The sequence below is a fragment of the Psychromonas algarum genome, from assembly GCF_004376845.1.
Lineage (GTDB): Bacteria > Pseudomonadota > Gammaproteobacteria > Enterobacterales > Psychromonadaceae > Psychromonas.
Window position 1 is genome coordinate 236,750 of sequence record NZ_SNUW01000003.1, and the last position, 16,846, is coordinate 253,595.

Sequence of the window (16,846 nt, forward strand, 5' to 3'; positions counted from 1 at the left end):
ATGGAATATCTTTTAGCACATTTATCACAAGCATTAATTGTACTGGGATTAATCTTCCTCGTTATCGAAGTGCTTGTATTTGGATTTTCAACTTTTATATTATTTTTCATTGGATTAGCCACCATTGTAACCGGTGGTTTAATGATGATAAATATTATCCCTGAAACAGTACTTTCATCTTTAGTATCAACAGCACTTATATCAGCAATCATTACAATAGTGAGCTGGAAGCCGATGAAACGTATACAAAATAAAGTAGAACTTAAGCAAGTAGATAACGGGATAATTGGTTATCAATTTACACTGACTGAAGATTTACCTATTGGTAAAACAGTCACTTATCATTACTCTGGAATCATCTGGAAAGTTAAAGCGAGAGAAGCCTTAGCGATGGGCGATGAAGTTAAAATAATTAAAATGGAAGTTGGTTTACTCACTGTCGAGCGAGTAGCTTAATATCACTAAGCTCAATGGATTATAAAAGTCTGTTGAGCTTAACAAACCATGATATTAACGATCTACATTAACGCTACTGAACCAATATTCATAATAAATAGCTTATCTATTTTACTTGTTAAAACAGCCAACTTCTTTGTTGTAAACTTCGTAAAGGGAACAGCCATTTATGTCAATTTACGTCTTGAATTAACTGTTTTTTCCGCGCAAAATTTAGATATGAAATGTAATTGGTATTAATTCAAAACAATTAATAATTTCTCTCTCCCCTTATTAATATAGGAACTAAAAATGTCACAAAAAGTTTATTGTATTGCTATGTTTAGAGCAAAATGCGGTCAAGAAGATGCATTATTCAAAGTTTTACAATCATTAGAGCCTAATGCGCATCGTGAAGATGGATGTATCCAATACTTAGTCACTAGACATATCAAAAGTGATTTTGCTACCGGAGAAAGCTTTCCTATTGTTTTCAACGAAATTTGGAAAGATAAAGCGGCTTTTGAAGCGCACTGTCAACGTAAAGAGATAGTTGAATTCTTTGAACAGCAATGTGTTGCTGAAGATGGATTAGTTGAAGCACATAATGTATGTGTTTATAGCGATCAGGCTAATCATTATGATGCACCTATTTTATAAATAGCTAGTTAATATTGCTGAGCCCTCTCTCAGCAATTTACCTTTTTTATCATGATTGCCTAAACACTCATAAGACAACTAAATCCCAAAGTCAAAGCGCTAAATTAAAGTCCAAAATTTTACAGCAGATTTTCAACATTATTTTGTGACCAGCACAACAACCTGTTATGGTAACGCACATTATTAATACCCTATCAGGAAGCTATTACCGTGAGTGAACTCTCTTTTTCAACATTACCATTATCAGAAAGCCTTTTAAGTAATTTAGCCTCTTTAAACTATCAAAAAATGACTGAAATACAGGCTCAATCTTTACCATTAATTTTAAATGGAGAAGATGTAATTGCACAAGGTAAAACAGGCTCAGGAAAAACAGCGGCTTTTACATTGGGTCTTTTACATAACCTAAATGTTAAACGTTTTAGGATCCAATCTTTGGTTGTATGCCCTACTCGCGAACTTGCAGATCAAGTTGCAACAGATATTAGAAAATTAGCTCGTTCTATTCATAATATTAAAGTATTAACCCTATGTGGAGGCATCCCTCTTCGACCTCAAGCTGATTCTCTTGAACATGGCGCACATATTATTGTTGGCACGCCCGGCCGTATACAAGATCATTTACATAGAGGCTCATTGAGTCTTCAAGACCTAAATACCTTAGTACTTGATGAAGCTGATCGTATGTTAGAAATGGGGTTTCAAGACGCTATTGATGCAATTATTGAACATAGCCCAACACAACGACAAACATTATTATTTAGTGCAACTTATCCTGAACAAATACAAAAAATTGCGCAACGGATCATGAACTCACCAAAACAAGTAACAGTAACAGCAACTCACGATAATAATATTATTGAGCAAACCTTCTATAAGGTACAAAACCATCAAGATCGTATGCTTGCTTTACGTTTATTATTAAATCGTCATCAGCCTGAATCTAGCGTTGTATTTTGTAATACTAAACGTGAAGTACAAGAAGTTGCTGAAGAGTTAACTAACCGTAGTTATAGTGCCATTGCTTTACATGGTGATTTAGAACAAAAAGATCGCGACCAAGCATTAATTCGCTTTGCCAATAAAAGTTCCCGTATTTTAGTAGCAACAGATGTTGCAGCTCGTGGATTAGATATCGATAATTTAAGTGCAGTTTTTAATTTTCATGTTGCACACGATCAAGAGGTACATGTTCACCGTATTGGTAGAACAGGCCGCGCTGGTAGTAAAGGACTTGCTTTCACTTTTTATAGCAGCAAAGATGATCATCGAATTAAATTATTGGAAGATATTTTAGATCGTAATATTAATGCAAGCCCCCTGCCTGATGAATCTTTATTAAATAGCACACCACCTCAATCAGAAATGATCACCATTCGTATTGAAGGAGGGAAAAAACAAAAAATACGCCCAGGTGATATTGTAGGAGCTTTAACGGGTGCCGATGGTATTACAGGACAACAAGTAGGTAAAATTTACGTTGCTGATAATTGGTCTTATGTAGCCGTACAACGTAATTCATTAAAAGTTGCCTTTAAAAAATTGAGTGAAGGTAAATTAAAGGGTAGGAAGTTCCGTGTGATGGTAGTACGAGGTTAATCACTCAAGTACAGACTGTCATCATACAAATAAGCGTGCGATTGAATAATATTTAAAATCAAACGCTTATTTCTATAAGCATCTATTTTATAAAATAAAAAATTTTACCGCGAACAAACGCCCTAATAACTGATGTCTAAGTCTCATAAAATTTAATCTAGAGCATATAACTTCATTTAAATTCTTTTTAAATCTTTGAATCCATGAATATTCTAACTAGACTCGCTATAATCCCATAAAATTAACTCCCTCTATACTGTATGCACTTAAATAGTATACGTTTTGTACTCACGGAGAGTATTTAGATGAATGTGTTCGGAAATTTACAAAAAATAGGGAAGTCATTAATGCTTCCTGTCTCAGTATTACCCATAGCCGGTATCTTATTAGGAATTGGGGCCGCTAACTTTAGCTTTATACCAGATATCATATCAATAATTATGAGGGATGCTGGCGGTGCAATATTCACTAATATGCCTCTTTTATTTGCTATTGGTGTTGCGCTTGGCTTCTCTAAAAATGATGGTGTAGCGGGTCTTGCAGCTGTTGTTGCTTATTTTATAATGATCAAAGTGATTGTTATTGTTGTGACAGTCACTAACTCGCCGGAATCCTTACAATTACTCCCTAATAGCAAAGAATATAGTGATGCAATAGAAAGGTTATCAGATACAGGTGTTTTAGGTGGCATATTTGCAGGTGGTATTGCAGCTGTCATGTTTAATCGCTTTCATAACATTATTTTACCTGATTATTTAGGTTTTTTTGCAGGCAAACGAGCAGTCCCTATTATGACAGGGATATGCTCTATTTTAATTGCTGTTATTTTAGCATTTGTTTGGCCACCCATCGGCTCTATTATTCAAGAGTTTTCTTACTGGGCGGCAGTACAAAATCCTAAACTTGCATTTGGTATTTACGGTGTAGTAGAACGTGCTTTAATCCCATTTGGTTTACATCATATATGGAATGTACCTTTCTTTTTTGAAGCTGGTACTTGTACAAGTACGAGTGGTGAACAATTACATGGTATTTTAACTTGTTACTTATCTGCTGATGATGTGAGTCGTGCTGCTGGTAATGGTTTTGGACAATTAGCTGGGGGCTACTTATTTAAAATGTTTGGTTTGCCTGCTGCAGCTATCGCTATTGCTCATTCAGCAAAACCTGAAAATAGAGCTAAAGTAATGGGGATCATGGCTTCAGCAGCATTAACTTCTTTTTTAACAGGTATTACTGAACCAATTGAATTTGCATTTTTATTTTCAGCTCCTCTTTTATATCTTATCCATGCTTTTTTAGCAGGTTTTGCATTTGTGATCACCAATACATTAGGCATGGTACACGGCACTTCATTTTCCCACGGTTTAATTGATTTTGTATTGTTATCCGTTCACTCTCAAAAAATAGCTTATTTCATCGTTATTGGCCTGGTTTATGCCATTGTGTATTACACGTTATTTCGCGTAGTGATCCAAGCACTTGATCTTAAAACCCCCGGTAGAGAAGAAGATGATTCAGAGCAGCAAAAAGAGATAGCTCTATCGAATAGAGAAACCTCTTCAGCCTTAATTGTTGCGTTTGGTGGTAAATCGAATATTAAAAATTTAGATGCCTGTATTACTCGTTTACGTGTTACCGTCAATAATATTGAGCTTGTTGATCAGGATGCACTAAAACAATTAGGAGCAGCAGGAGTTGTTGTATCTGGAGATGGGGTACAAGCTATTTTTGGCACCCGTTCAGATAACTTAAAAACAGATATGGAAAGTTTTTTAAATAAATAACTTCAGCAAATAATTAAACTACCGATAATAAGATCACCCTTTATCTTTGATCGGTAGTTTGGAATCAACTAAGAGCATATTTAGTTAATTTTTCACTCGGTGACTTATTTCTATTAAATAGGCTTTTGCATACCGATTATTTTTCATACCATTAATTAAATAGCTCATTAAAAATCAAATAGATAAAAAGGTATGTTTATTTAATTTAAATAAACCTATTTTTTAAGCTTGCACTGGATAAAAACGATGATAAAATGCGCGCGTTTTCCCATTCAACCAATTTTATTATAACGACTAATTATCAACGGAGGCTTAAACAATGCAACATACTTACATTGACTCATCTAAACCTCTCAATCGTTATTTTACACCTCAAAATCAATACTTATTACAGTATCGAGAACGTACAGTCGAACCTTGAATTTCAGTTTCAAGTTAGCTTAGTTCATCAGATATTCGTAATTAAAATTATTGCTATACCTTATTTACTTAATCCGTTTATTCATTGATAAACTGATTAGTTATTAATTTATTTTTTCAATTTATTATTCCAATTTAATGGAGCATAAAATGCAAAACGTCTTAAATTTGGCACCTGAGTGCAAATTAACAAACGAATTAGAAGTTCCAATCATTAAAACACCTTATGACTTAACACCTGATGAAGTTTTATTGAGCCAAGAACATTATGAATCTGAAGTTCGTTCATATCCACGACGTTTACCGATCGCTATTAAAAGTGCTCGTGGTGCTATTGTTGAAGATACAAAAGGCCAGCTGTACCTTGACTGTCTAGCCTGTGCAGGTGCATTGCCACTAGGTTATAACCACAGTGAAATCAACCAAGTATTAATCAACCAAATAAATACTGGTGTACCTTATCAAACCTTAGATTTAACAACCCCAAGTAAAGATGCATTTATCAAAGCTGTTATGCAATTTTTACCTGCTAATTTTGCTAAAACTGCACGTATTCAATTTTGTGGTCCGTCAGGTGCAGATGCAGTAGAAGCATCAATCAAATTAGCTAAGTTATACACTAAACGTAATACTATGGTGTCATTCCACGGCGCTTACCATGGTATGACAAACGGTTCTTTATCGCTAACAGGTAACTTAGGTTCTAAAAGCCGTCGTACAGGTTTAATGTCTGACGTACACTTTATGCCATTCCCATATGATTACCGTTGTAAATTTGGTTTAGGTGGCGAAGAAGGTGCAGCACAAAGCATCCGTTACATTGAATCTGTGTTATGTGATGATGAATCAGGCATTACTAAACCAGCTGCGATTATTGTTGAGCCAATCCAAGGCGAAGGTGGCGTAATACCTGCACCTAAAAAATGGCTACAAGAGCTACGCCGTATTACAACTGAGCATGGCATCCTATTAATTTTTGACGAAGTACAATGCGGTATTGCACGTAGTGGTGATAACTTTGCATTTGAGGAATCAGGTATTGAACCAGATATTCTTATTTTGTCTAAAGCGATTGGTGGTGGTATGCCAATGTCAGTTATTTTATATAATGAAAAATTTGATTGCTGGAATGCAGGTGAACACACTGGAACATTCCGTGGTAACCAATTAGCAATGGCAAGTGGCGCAAAAACACTAGAAATTATCCAACGTGACAGCTTAGCTAAAAATGCAGCTGAGCGTGGTGAGCAATTACGTGAAGCTTTACGTAAAATCCAAGCAGACTTCCCACAAATTGGGGATATTCGTGGCCGAGGTTTGATGAATGGTATTGAAATTGTAAAACCAGGTGAATTTAATTCACTAGGCCAAGCAGAAGCAGATCCTCAATTAGCGATTAAAATTCAACGTGCGGCATTAGAACTAGGTTTAATCATTGAAAAAGGCGGACGCCAAGGCGCTGTATTACGTTTTTTACCGCCGTTAATTATCAGTGAAGTACAAATTAACTTTGTTGCAGAAACAATGGAAAAAGCAATTAAATTTGCAGTGGAAGCACAATAATGAGCCAAATAAATCATTGGCAACATTATTTTCCTCAGCTCGGTGAAAACCAAGCTTTCGAGCAAGCAACTCAACAAACACAAAATGCGATTAATAATTTATTTAAAAACGCAGATAAAGCCTATTCAGGACTTGAACCTGCATTATTAAAAGAACAAATTAATGCGATTGATTTTTCACAATCTACTCCATTACAAGAAGTGATTGATAATACAAATGAGTTGATTGCCAAAAATTCTATTTTAGTGCAACACCCGCACACCATTGCTCATTTGCACACACCACCTTTAATCGCTTCAGTTGTTGCAGAACAATTTATTGCGTCATTAAACCAATCAATGGATTCATGGGATCAAGCTCCTGCAGCTACCTTTGTTGAACAGAAAATGGTTGATTGGTTATGTGAAACCTACCAACTCGGTGAGCACTCTGATGGTGTTTTTACCAGCGGTGGCACACAAAGTAATTTAATGGGGTTATTACTGGCACGAGATTGGTTTGCTTATCAGCAATCACAGCATGATGTACAACAAGATGGTTTACCAGATTATGCACAAAAAATGCGTATTATCTGCTCTGATAAAAGTCATTTCACAGTACAAAAATCAGCATCATTAATGGGCCTTGGTGAACGTAGTGTTGTATTAGTTAAAACCAATGTACAAGGTCAAATTGACATTAATGAATTACAGCTAACTATTGATGCATTAAAAGCACAAGATTTATTACCTTTTGCTGTTGTTGCGATGGCTGGCACAACAGATCATGGTGCAATTGATGACCTACAAGCTGTTGTAGATATAGCACGTAATGCAGGTTGTTGGTCACATGTTGATGGCGCTTATGGAGCGGCATTACAACTTAGTACACAACATAAAGATCGCCTTAAAGGCATCGAATCTGCTGATTCTGTTAGTGTTGATTTTCATAAATTATTTTACCAAACAATAAGTTGTGGCGCCCTACTCATTAAAAACAAAGCAAACTTTAACACTCTGTTACACCATGCAGATTACCTTAATCGTGAAGGTGATGAGTTACCAAACTTAGTGGATAAAAGCATTGCAACAACAAAACGTTTTGATGCATTAAAAATGTTTATGACATTAAAAGCAGTTGGTGAGGAAAAACTAGGTGAATTTTATGATTATTTATTAGCACTAACCCAGCAAGTCGCTAATAAAATATCAGAGAATCAATATTTTGAATTATGTTGTACCCCACTACTGTCAACTGTGTTATTCCGCTTATCTCCTTTAGTAAAAGGTGATTTAAGTGAAATTGAATTTAATCAGTTACATCAACAATTACGATTAACATTATTAACCAGTGGTGAAGCCGTTATTGCTGAAACTAAAGTTGATGGAAAATTAGTTTTGAAATTTACGCTGTTAAATCCATGTCTAACCTTAAATGATTTTGACACGCTATTAGACAAAATTGAGCATTCAACTAAAGCATTAATTAACAAAAAATAATCTGTACTTAATATCTATAAGTGGAATTACTAACACTGACTTAACAGCATTAAGTAGTAGTTAGCTAAGAAATAATAATTAAAGAATAGGAACAAACCATGTCTGTATTACAAATTGGCGCCGGTGGCGTAGGTTGGGTAATAGCACATAAATGTGCTCAAAATAATGATGTATTTGGCGATATTACTATTGCATCGCGCACCATTGCTAAATGTGAAAAAATTATTACTTCAATCAAAGCACGTAATAATGTAAAAGATACCACTAAGTCAATCACTGCACTAACGGTTAATGCCGATGATGTAGCTGCATTAGTTGCATTAATTAATCAAATAAAACCAGATTTAGTTATCAATGCAGGTCCTCCATGGGTAAATGTTGCAATCATGGAAGCTTGTGTACAAACAAAAACTGCGTATTTAGATACATCAGTGGCAACAGATTTATGTAGCCCTGGTCAACAAGTTCCTGAAGCATATGATCCACAATGGGCATTTGCAGATCGTTTTAAAGAAGCTGAGATCACAGGAATTCTAGGGGCCGGCTTTGATCCAGGTGTTGTCAGTGTGTTTGCTACTTACGCGCACAAACATCTATTTGATGAAATTGATAGTATTGATGTGATGGATGTTAATGCCGGCGATCACGGACAAAAATTCGCAACAAACTTTGATCCAGAAACAAATATGTTAGAAATCCAAGGAGACTCTTTTTATTATGAAAATAATGAATGGAAACAAGTACCTTGTCATAGCCGTATGATGGAATTTGATTTCCCGGTGGTTGGTAAACAAAAAGTTTACTCAATGGCACATGATGAAGTACGTTCAATGGCAGAATTTATTCCTGCAAAACGTATTGAATTTTGGATGGGTTTTTCAGATAACTACTTAAATTTCTTTAATGTTATGCGCACAATCGGTTTATTAAACCCTGAGCCAATCACTACTTGTGATGGCATCACAGTTGAACCATTAAAAGTACTTAAAGCTATTTTACCTGACCCTACATCTTTAGCACCAGGTTACACAGGTAAAACCTGTATTGGTACTTGGTTACGTGGTAAAAAAGACGGCGTTGCTAAAAGTATTTTCATCTACAACATTTGCGACCATAAAGAGTCTTATATTGAAGTTGAGCATCAAGCAATTTCATATACAACAGGTGTACCGGCTATCACTGCGGCATTACTTTATTTCCAAGGTAAATGGAGCGATAAAGGCTTATATAACGTAGAGCAATTAAATCCTGACCACTTCCTAGAATTAATGCCTAACATAGGCCTTAGCTGGGAAGTGATGGAACTTGAAGCCGAGTAATTTAGTTTCAATTAATTAATAATGAAAGGCGAAGCTAATTACTTCGCCTTTATTGTTTGTGAGAAAAATAATGTTACAAAAACAAAATTTAAATACGCCTTATTTTATGATCAATGAACAAGCATTGGTTAATAATCTTGAAAAAGCGAAACAATTAAAAGAGATTTCAGGCGCTAAATTAGTACTTGCATTAAAGTGCTTCTCAACCTGGGGAACCTTTGACACTATCAAGCCTTATTTAGATGGAACAACAAGCTCTGGCCCTTATGAAGTTAGATTAGGACATGAAAAGTTTGGTGGTGAAACACATGCTTATAGCGTGGGTTATTCACATGCCGATATTGAAGCGGTTAAGCCACTATCAGATAAAATTATTTTTAACTCATTATCACAACTTAATGCGCATTATGATAACTGTAAAGACAGTGCCTCTCTTGGCCTACGTATCAATCCAGAAATGAGCGTAGCAGGACAAGATTTAGCAAACCCAGCTCGCCCCTATTCTCGTTTAGGCGTAAAACAAACATTATTAGAGTCAACAGTATTAGATAAAGTTGATGGTTTTATGTTTCATATGAACTGCGAGAATAAAGATGTTGATGCATTTATTAATATTTTAAATCATATATCGACTACTTTTGCAGAATACCTCAATAAACTATCCTGGCTTAGTTTAGGTGGAGGGATCTTTTTTACCTATCCTGATTACCCAATAGAAAAACTAGGAGAAGCATTAAAAGCATTCGCAGCAAAACACCAAATACAAATCTATTTAGAGCCAGGTGAAGCAATTATCACTCGTACGGCTGATTTAGTCGTAAGCGTGATTGATATTGTTGAAAATGATAAAAAAACAGCGATTGTTGATAGTGCAACTGAAGCTCATCGTTTAGATACGCTTATCTACAATGAACCTGCATCAGTTAAAGAAGCTAACGAAGGTGCAGAGCATAATTACATCATTGGCTCATGCTCATGTTTAGCTGGTGATCAGTTTTGTGAAACTCAATTCGATAAACCATTAGAAATTGGTCAAAAACTACATTTAGTAGATAGTGCAGGTTATACCATGGTAAAATTGAATTGGTTTAACGGGTTAAAAATGCCGAGTATTTATTTCGAAAAAGTAGATGGCAGCATTGAAGTATTAAATGAGTTTGGCTATGAAGATTTTAAAGCGACATTAGGGAAGTAATGATTCACTGTAGGAATGGTACTGCTGATTTCTAGTCACCTACTCCTGCGTTTCTAGTCCCCATAGCCAACATGGGGATTCATGTTTCTACGATATTATTTACTGATTTGATTGATCTTTCGTCTGTGCTCATCCATTCACTTAATTTATTAATTGCTTTTATTACGCACCGGCTCTCGCTGGCCATCCATGACCAGAACGAGCCTATCCCAAACATCCTGTTTGGGCTTGCTAAAAGCAATATATAATTTAGGAAAGCTCAACGGTGATGGTGTCGTATTAACTATCTATGGGGTGCAGGATTCATCCTGCATCTTTTAAAGTGGCTTAAAAGCCACGCCCCTTTTATGAAATGAATAACTCTATTTATCTATATTACAGTAATTTGATTTAAAAAATTAATTGCTTGATTTTATGCACGATAAAGGCATTTTTATGTTAATTTTAACAAATTAAACTATTCCGTATTTTCATCTGAAATATGGAGTTATTTCAATCAGTTATGAATAAAACCTTACTCAACGTGCCTACAGCAACTCTCCCGTTGAGTTTTTCTGAATCAATTGCTGTCTTCAGCAAGCTAAGGCTGGGAGCGAGTTATGCGGCTACAAAAAATTTTGGATATCCACATTAAACTAAACAATATCAACAAGTTAAAAAACAGATGGCAGCATTGAAGTGTTGAATGAGTTTGGCTATGAATATTTAACCAGTAAAATAGATCTGCAATTTACTGTGATTGGCATAGAGTCAAAAATAAAAAACTCACCGGAGTGAGTTTTTAAAATAACAACATAAACTATATTAGTTAATCTTTGCTTCTGCTTTTTTTAATTCAGCGTGTTGAAGTTGAGTTTGGATTGCTTTTAAATCAAGTAATGCATATTTATATTCAATAAAGTCTTGTACGTTTGCAGCTAAACTCAATTTCAAATAATAGATCCCTTGATTAATATTATTATGATTAATATGCCAGTGCGCTAAATAATAATAAGCTTCACAAAGGCGCTGTGCTAATTCTTCATTGGTAGTAATTCCATTAGATATGTTTTCGAAAAATGCTTGCTCTGATATTTTTCCATTCATAACATCAACAATCCCCCACGCAAAATTGCTATTATCTGCGGGAGCTTGTGCAGATTTTAATTGTTCCGTAGCTAATTGTGGATCAACCTTGTAATCAATTAAATAACGCCATAAAACACGATAAGGATCTGTTTTGTCTAAAGCATAAAAACGTTCTATATCTTCTTTTGCAGCATCATAACGTCCAACAAGTGACAGACCTACGGCACGGTGTAGGTAACTAAATTGAACATCATCAGAAAGCTCAATGGCAGAATCAAATGCTTCAAATGCTTCATCATAAGCCTCCCCCATCAATAAATACAAACCTAAGGAATTATAAGCTTCTGCAAAAGTAGGATCTAATTGAATGGCTTGACTAAAATCAAAACGACTATGTGCACTTAAGCCCATACGATCGTAAATTAAACCACGTTCATATAATAAGATAGCCCGCTGCTTATTATCAACATTACTTTTATCTGCAATAAGTTGATTAATACGTAATAAATTTACTTCATCTTGATAAGATGCTTTTAGTGGAACTGGGAGTGGAAAAAATAAACTACCGGATCTCATTGCCGATGAATTATCTTGATCATTTTGGCTAGAATGACTCGAACATGCAGTGAGTACTATAAAAGACAGGACTACTATTAATTTATTAAAAGATGATTGCATTATTAAACCCTTATAAATAAGAGATTTAAGAGTGTACTATATCCTCGATAATGTAAAGTTTTAGGCTTCATATTCACAAATTAAACCAATCACATTAAATATGTTCTCTTTAGTTTTATTTCAGATATAAAAAAGCACTGCAGAGCAGTGCTTTAAATAAATTTAGTTATTGAAAAGAGAATTTACATTAGTGGATCTTGATCTGCGCCTTCTTTTTCAACCACTTCAGGGATCATATGTTCACGAGAAATACCTAGTTTAATCGCCAGAGCACTCGCTACATAGATAGATGAATAAGTACCTACACCAACCCCTATCAATAATGCAGTTGCAAAACCATGAATCAACGCTCCACCAACAACAAATAATGAAATTAATACAAAAATAGTTGTACCAGATGTAATAATTGTTCTGCTTAATGTTTGCGTCAATGATTGGTTTACAATTTCCTCAGGCGTTGCTGTTGCAATCAAACGAAAGTTTTCACGAATACGGTCAAATACAACAATCGTATCATTTAATGAATAACCAACAACAGCAAGTAAGGCGGCAAGTACCGTCAAATCAAACTCTATTTGGAATAGTGAAAACACACCCAAAGTAATAATGATATCGTGAGCTAGAGCCAATACAGACCCCATTGCTAAACGCCATTCAAAACGCATACTTACGTATAACATGATACAAACAAGCGCTATAATGATAGCTAAGCCACCATTTTCTGCTAATTCGGCACCAACGTTAGGTCCAACAAACTCAATTCGACGCATATCCACGTTGCCAAAATCCGCAGCGTTTAATGCATTTAAAACTTGATTACCGATAGTTTGGCCTTTAACACCTTCACGAGGAGCTAAACGTACCATAACTTCATGACTACTACCAAAATGCTGTACAACAGCATCAGGAAACTCAGCAGCAGCTAATGTTTCACGTAAATCAGTTAAGTTAGCAGGTTGATCAAAACCAACCTCAATTAATGTACCGCCAGTAAAATCTAATCCCCAATTTAACCATTTAGTACTTAACGACCCTAATGAAATAACAATTAACAATATTGAAAACCAAGTTGCTGGTTTTGCATATTTCATGAAGTCAATTGTTTGCTTCGATTTGATTAATTCAAACATATTTTACCCAGCTTATATTGAAAGTTTTTTAATATCATTACGTCCACCCCATAGTGCATTAACAATCGCACGAGTACCGAAGATAGAAGTAAACATTGAAGTTAAGATACCAATTGCAAGTGTGACCGCAAAGCCTTTAACAGGACCAGTACCCACTGCGAACAAGATAACAGCAGTGATAAAGGTAGTGATATTAGCGTCTGCAATGGTAGACAATGCATTTGAATAACCTTCATTAATGGCACGCTGAATTGATTTTCCGGCTTTTAATTCTTCACGAATACGTTCAAAAATAAGTACGTTAGCATCAACCGCCATACCAATAGTTAATACAATACCCGCAATACCAGGTAACGTTAACGTAGCCCCTGGAATCATCGACATTAAACCAACGATCATAACAATATTAAATATCAATGCTGTATTGGCAACGACACCAAATTTACGGTAATAAACAAACATGAATAGAACAACAGCAAGCAAACCATAAACCATTGCTTTAATACCATTATCGATATTTTGCTGACCTAAGCTTGGACCAATCGTACGTTCTTCAACGATTTGAATCGGTGCTGTTAATGCACCTGCACGTAATAATAAGGCTAAGTTGTGTGCTTCAGCTGCATTGTCTAAGCCAGTAATGCGGAAACTACGACCTAATTGAGCTTGAATTGTTGCAACATTAGCAACTTCAATACGTTTTTCAGTTTCAGCTTTACCATTGGCTTTCTTTTTACCCGTTGGCATATATTCGATAAATAATGTAGCCATTGGTTTACCAATATTGTCTTTAGTAAAGCGAGACATTTTACTGCCACCTTTAGAATCTAAAGAAATATTTACCTGCGCACGTCCATATTCGTCTGCTCCCGATTGTGCATCAACAATATGGTTACCCGTTAAGATGATCTTTTTCTTAATCACAACAGGACGGCCACTACGTTCTTTGTAAATAATAGAAGAGGCAGGAATGCGTCCTGATAATGCATCTGACACATCAGTTTCAGAGTCAACAGGGTGAAATTCTAACGTTGCTGTTGCACCTAAAATTTCTTTTGCTCGAGCGGTATCTTGAATACCTGGTAACTCAACCACAATACGGTCAAGACCTTGACGTTGAACCAATGGTTCAGCAACACCTAATTCATTAACACGATTACGTAAAATACTTAAATTTTGTTGTAATGCATCTTCCTTAGATGATTTTAATTTTTCTTCGGTCATTGCCACGGTTAAATAAAATACACCACTGCTTTCTTTTTCTTGGAAAGAATAACCTGGATTAATAGGTTTTAAGTAATCAACCGCATTATTTAAAATATCTTGAGATGTAAAACGAAGTACAACGCCCGTTGCAGAAGTATCTTTTTCAATACCACGAAAACGAATTTTTTGCTCACGTAACTCTGCACGTAAGTCTTGTACCATTTGATCTTGTTCTTTACTGATCGCTTCGTCCATGTCCACTTCCATTAAGAAATGTACACCACCACGAAGATCTAGGCCTAATTTAAGAGGACTACCACCAATGGATTCTAACCATCCAGGTGTTGAAGGCGCTAAGTTTAAAGCGGTTACAAAGCCATCGCCTATTTGTGAGCTAATTGTTTCACGCGCAATTAATTGATCTTCACTAGAAGAAAGTCGAACTAATATTTGGCCATTCTCTAATATGGTTGATTTAGGAGAAATGTCTGCTTGTTTAAGAATGTCTTGTACTTTGTCTAAAGTAGATAATTCAACTTTAGCACCACGAGTAGCAGAAACTTGTACGGCAGGGTCTTCACCATAAAGATTTGGAGCAGCATAAACTAGAGTCAATAATACGATAAACCCTAGTAGCAAATACTTCCAAAGAGGATATTTATTTAACACGATAATGTCCTTTATTTAACGCTAAAGGCAATAAAAAAGGCAGGAAACCCTGCCTATTTTATTTAGATTGATTTAAGCGTACCTTTAGGTAGCACAGCTGTAATGAAGTCTTTTTTGATTGCGATAATGTTATTTTCGCTTAGTTCTAGTTGAACGTAGTCATTTTCATCACTAATTTTAGCAACACGGCCGATCACGCCACCAGTTGTTAATACTTCATCATTTTTACCGATATTATCCATTAGGTTTTTATGTTCTTTTGTACGACGCGCTTGTGGGCGGTAAATCATAAAATAGAAAATTGCACCAAAAACAACCAACATAAAAATCATTGACATGCCACTGTCGGCAGGAGCGCCTTCTGCAGCTGCATGTGCTTGAGAGATAAATAAACTCATGTTATATCCTTTATTGTATAAAAATTAAACTGTGTAATAGTATTTTGTTATCAATTATTTAGAACAGGCATTTCTTTGCCAATTCGTTTATAAAATGATTCAACAAACGCCTCTAATGTACCCTCTGCAATCGCATCACGCAAACCTTTCATCAAACGTTGATAGTAACGTAAGTTATGGATCGTGTTTAAGCGAGCACCAAGAATTTCTCCGCATTTGTCAAGGTGATATAAGTAGGCACGCGTATAGTTTTTACACGTGTAACAATCACATTCAGAATCTAATGGGCTTGTATCTTCACGATGTTTAGCATTACGAATTTTAACCACGCCATCAGTAGTAAATAAATGACCATTTCTAGCATTACGCGTTGGCATAACACAGTCGAACATATCAACACCACGACGAACACCTTCAACAAGATCTTCTGGTTTACCCACTCCCATTAAATAACGAGGTTTGTCTTCTGGTATTTTAGGTGCAATATGCTCTAAAATTCGGTGCATATCTTCTTTAGGCTCACCAACTGCCAACCCACCAATAGCATAACCATCAAATCCAATCTTACTCAAACCGTCTAATGACACATCACGTAAGTGCTCATAACAACCACCTTGGATAATGCCAAATAACGCATTTGGATTTTTTTGTTCGTCAAAACGTTGTCGACTACGTTTTGCCCAGCGTAAAGAAAGTTGCATTGAAACATCAGCTTCTTCTTCTGTCGCAGGGTATGCAGTACATTCATCAAAAATCATGACAATGTCAGATCCCAAATCATGCTGAATATCCATCGACACTTCAGGAGACAAAAATACTTCATCGCCATTAACAGGGCTTCTAAAATAAACCCCTTCTTCTTTGATTTTACGCATCTTACCTAAACTAAATACTTGGAAGCCACCAGAGTCAGTTAAGATCGGTCCTTTCCAGTTCATAAAGTCATGTAAATCGCCATGTTGACGGATCACTTTTTGCCCTGGACGTAACCAAAGATGAAAAGTATTCCCTAATAAAATTTCAGCACCTGTTGCATCAACTTCTTCAGGTGTCATTCCTTTTACTGTGCCGTATGTACCTACTGGCATAAACGCAGGTGTTTCAACCGTTCCACGATCAAATGTTAAACGACCACGGCGAGCGCGACCATCGGTTTTAATTAATTCATATTTCATACTTTTCCTTATCAGATAAACAGTCTGATATTTGTAAAATAGCGGAGTATTTTAAACTCATTGTTA

The 16,846-nt window shown here is 35.7% G+C and carries 13 protein-coding genes; 8 read left to right on the forward strand and 5 right to left on the reverse strand.

The features are described 5' to 3' along the window. From E2R68_RS03235 to nspC, 8 genes are all read left to right on the forward strand, one after another. Window positions 1-456 carry an NfeD family protein gene (locus E2R68_RS03235; RefSeq protein WP_134276072.1) on the forward strand — a complete coding sequence of 152 codons (456 nt, stop codon included), beginning with the start codon at window positions 1-3 and terminating at the stop codon, window positions 454-456. A 291-nt stretch (window positions 457-747) separates the two neighbouring features. Further along, complete coding sequence (locus E2R68_RS03240) at window positions 748-1,095, forward strand: putative quinol monooxygenase (protein WP_134276073.1); 348 nt, start codon at window positions 748-750, stop codon at window positions 1,093-1,095. Between the two features lie 210 nt (window positions 1,096-1,305). Further along, the gene (gene dbpA, locus E2R68_RS03245) at window positions 1,306-2,694 is read left to right on the forward strand and encodes an ATP-dependent RNA helicase DbpA (RefSeq protein ID WP_134276074.1); all 1,389 of its coding nucleotides are present in this window, start codon (window positions 1,306-1,308) and stop codon (window positions 2,692-2,694) included. 305 nt (window positions 2,695-2,999) lie between these two features. After that, window positions 3,000-4,481: a PTS glucose transporter subunit IIBC gene (ptsG, locus tag E2R68_RS03250; RefSeq protein ID WP_134276075.1), complete on the forward strand. Its 1,482-nt coding sequence runs from the start codon at window positions 3,000-3,002 to the stop codon at window positions 4,479-4,481. A gap of 570 nt (window positions 4,482-5,051) precedes the next feature. Further along, complete coding sequence (locus E2R68_RS03255; protein WP_134276076.1) at window positions 5,052-6,464, forward strand: diaminobutyrate--2-oxoglutarate transaminase family protein; 1,413 nt, start codon at window positions 5,052-5,054, stop codon at window positions 6,462-6,464. Beyond that, window positions 6,464-7,942 (forward strand): pyridoxal phosphate-dependent decarboxylase family protein, encoded by a 1,479-nt coding sequence (locus E2R68_RS03260; protein ID WP_134276077.1) that lies wholly within the window; start codon window positions 6,464-6,466, stop codon window positions 7,940-7,942. Before E2R68_RS03255 ends, E2R68_RS03260 begins: the two co-directional genes overlap by 1 nt. Before the next feature lie 98 nt (window positions 7,943-8,040). Then, the gene (locus E2R68_RS03265) at window positions 8,041-9,261 is read left to right on the forward strand and encodes a carboxynorspermidine synthase (RefSeq protein WP_134276078.1); all 1,221 of its coding nucleotides are present in this window, start codon (window positions 8,041-8,043) and stop codon (window positions 9,259-9,261) included. A 70-nt stretch (window positions 9,262-9,331) separates the two neighbouring features. Beyond that, window positions 9,332-10,456, forward strand: coding sequence for a carboxynorspermidine decarboxylase (gene nspC / locus E2R68_RS03270; RefSeq protein ID WP_134276079.1), 1,125 nt, complete (start codon window positions 9,332-9,334; stop codon window positions 10,454-10,456). Window positions 10,457-11,260: 804 nt separating this feature from the next. Here nspC and nlpI read toward each other — a convergent pair. The 5 genes from nlpI to tgt form a co-directional block, all read right to left on the reverse strand. Beyond that, the gene (nlpI, locus tag E2R68_RS03275; RefSeq protein ID WP_134276080.1) at window positions 11,261-12,202 is read right to left on the reverse strand and encodes a lipoprotein NlpI; all 942 of its coding nucleotides are present in this window, start codon (window positions 12,200-12,202) and stop codon (window positions 11,261-11,263) included. A 182-nt stretch (window positions 12,203-12,384) separates the two neighbouring features. Beyond that, window positions 12,385-13,332, reverse strand: a complete 948-nt coding sequence (gene secF / locus E2R68_RS03280; RefSeq protein WP_134276081.1) for a protein translocase subunit SecF — start codon at window positions 13,330-13,332, stop codon at window positions 12,385-12,387. A 12-nt stretch (window positions 13,333-13,344) separates the two neighbouring features. Continuing rightward, a complete protein-coding gene (gene secD, locus E2R68_RS03285; protein WP_134276082.1) occupies window positions 13,345-15,207 on the reverse strand; it encodes a protein translocase subunit SecD in 1,863 nt (620 codons plus the stop codon). A 62-nt stretch (window positions 15,208-15,269) separates the two neighbouring features. Continuing rightward, complete coding sequence (gene yajC, locus E2R68_RS03290) at window positions 15,270-15,605, reverse strand: preprotein translocase subunit YajC (RefSeq protein WP_134276083.1); 336 nt, start codon at window positions 15,603-15,605, stop codon at window positions 15,270-15,272. 50 nt (window positions 15,606-15,655) lie between these two features. Next, entirely contained in the window at window positions 15,656-16,780 is a 1,125-nt protein-coding gene (gene tgt, locus E2R68_RS03295; protein ID WP_134276084.1) for a tRNA guanosine(34) transglycosylase Tgt, read from the reverse strand. Window positions 16,781-16,846 lie beyond the last annotated feature (66 nt).

Bases quoted from the DNA above. Each gene is read 5' to 3' on its own strand.
- E2R68_RS03235 (WP_134276072.1), top strand. From the start codon at position 1: ATGGAATATCTTTTAGCACATTTATCACAAGCATTAATTGTACTGGGA.
- E2R68_RS03240 (WP_134276073.1), top strand. From the start codon at position 748: ATGTCACAAAAAGTTTATTGTATTGCTATGTTTAGAGCAAAATGCGGT.
- ptsG (WP_134276075.1), top strand. From the start codon at position 3,000: ATGAATGTGTTCGGAAATTTACAAAAAATAGGGAAGTCATTAATGCTT.
- E2R68_RS03255 (WP_134276076.1), top strand. From the start codon at position 5,052: ATGCAAAACGTCTTAAATTTGGCACCTGAGTGCAAATTAACAAACGAA.
- E2R68_RS03260 (WP_134276077.1), top strand. From the start codon at position 6,464: ATGAGCCAAATAAATCATTGGCAACATTATTTTCCTCAGCTCGGTGAA.
- E2R68_RS03265 (WP_134276078.1), top strand. From the start codon at position 8,041: ATGTCTGTATTACAAATTGGCGCCGGTGGCGTAGGTTGGGTAATAGCA.
- nspC (WP_134276079.1), top strand. From the start codon at position 9,332: ATGTTACAAAAACAAAATTTAAATACGCCTTATTTTATGATCAATGAA.
- nlpI (WP_134276080.1), bottom strand. From the start codon at position 12,202: ATGCAATCATCTTTTAATAAATTAATAGTAGTCCTGTCTTTTATAGTA.
- secF (WP_134276081.1), bottom strand. From the start codon at position 13,332: ATGTTTGAATTAATCAAATCGAAGCAAACAATTGACTTCATGAAATAT.
- yajC (WP_134276083.1), bottom strand. From the start codon at position 15,605: ATGAGTTTATTTATCTCTCAAGCACATGCAGCTGCAGAAGGCGCTCCT.
- tgt (WP_134276084.1), bottom strand. From the start codon at position 16,780: ATGAAATATGAATTAATTAAAACCGATGGTCGCGCTCGCCGTGGTCGT.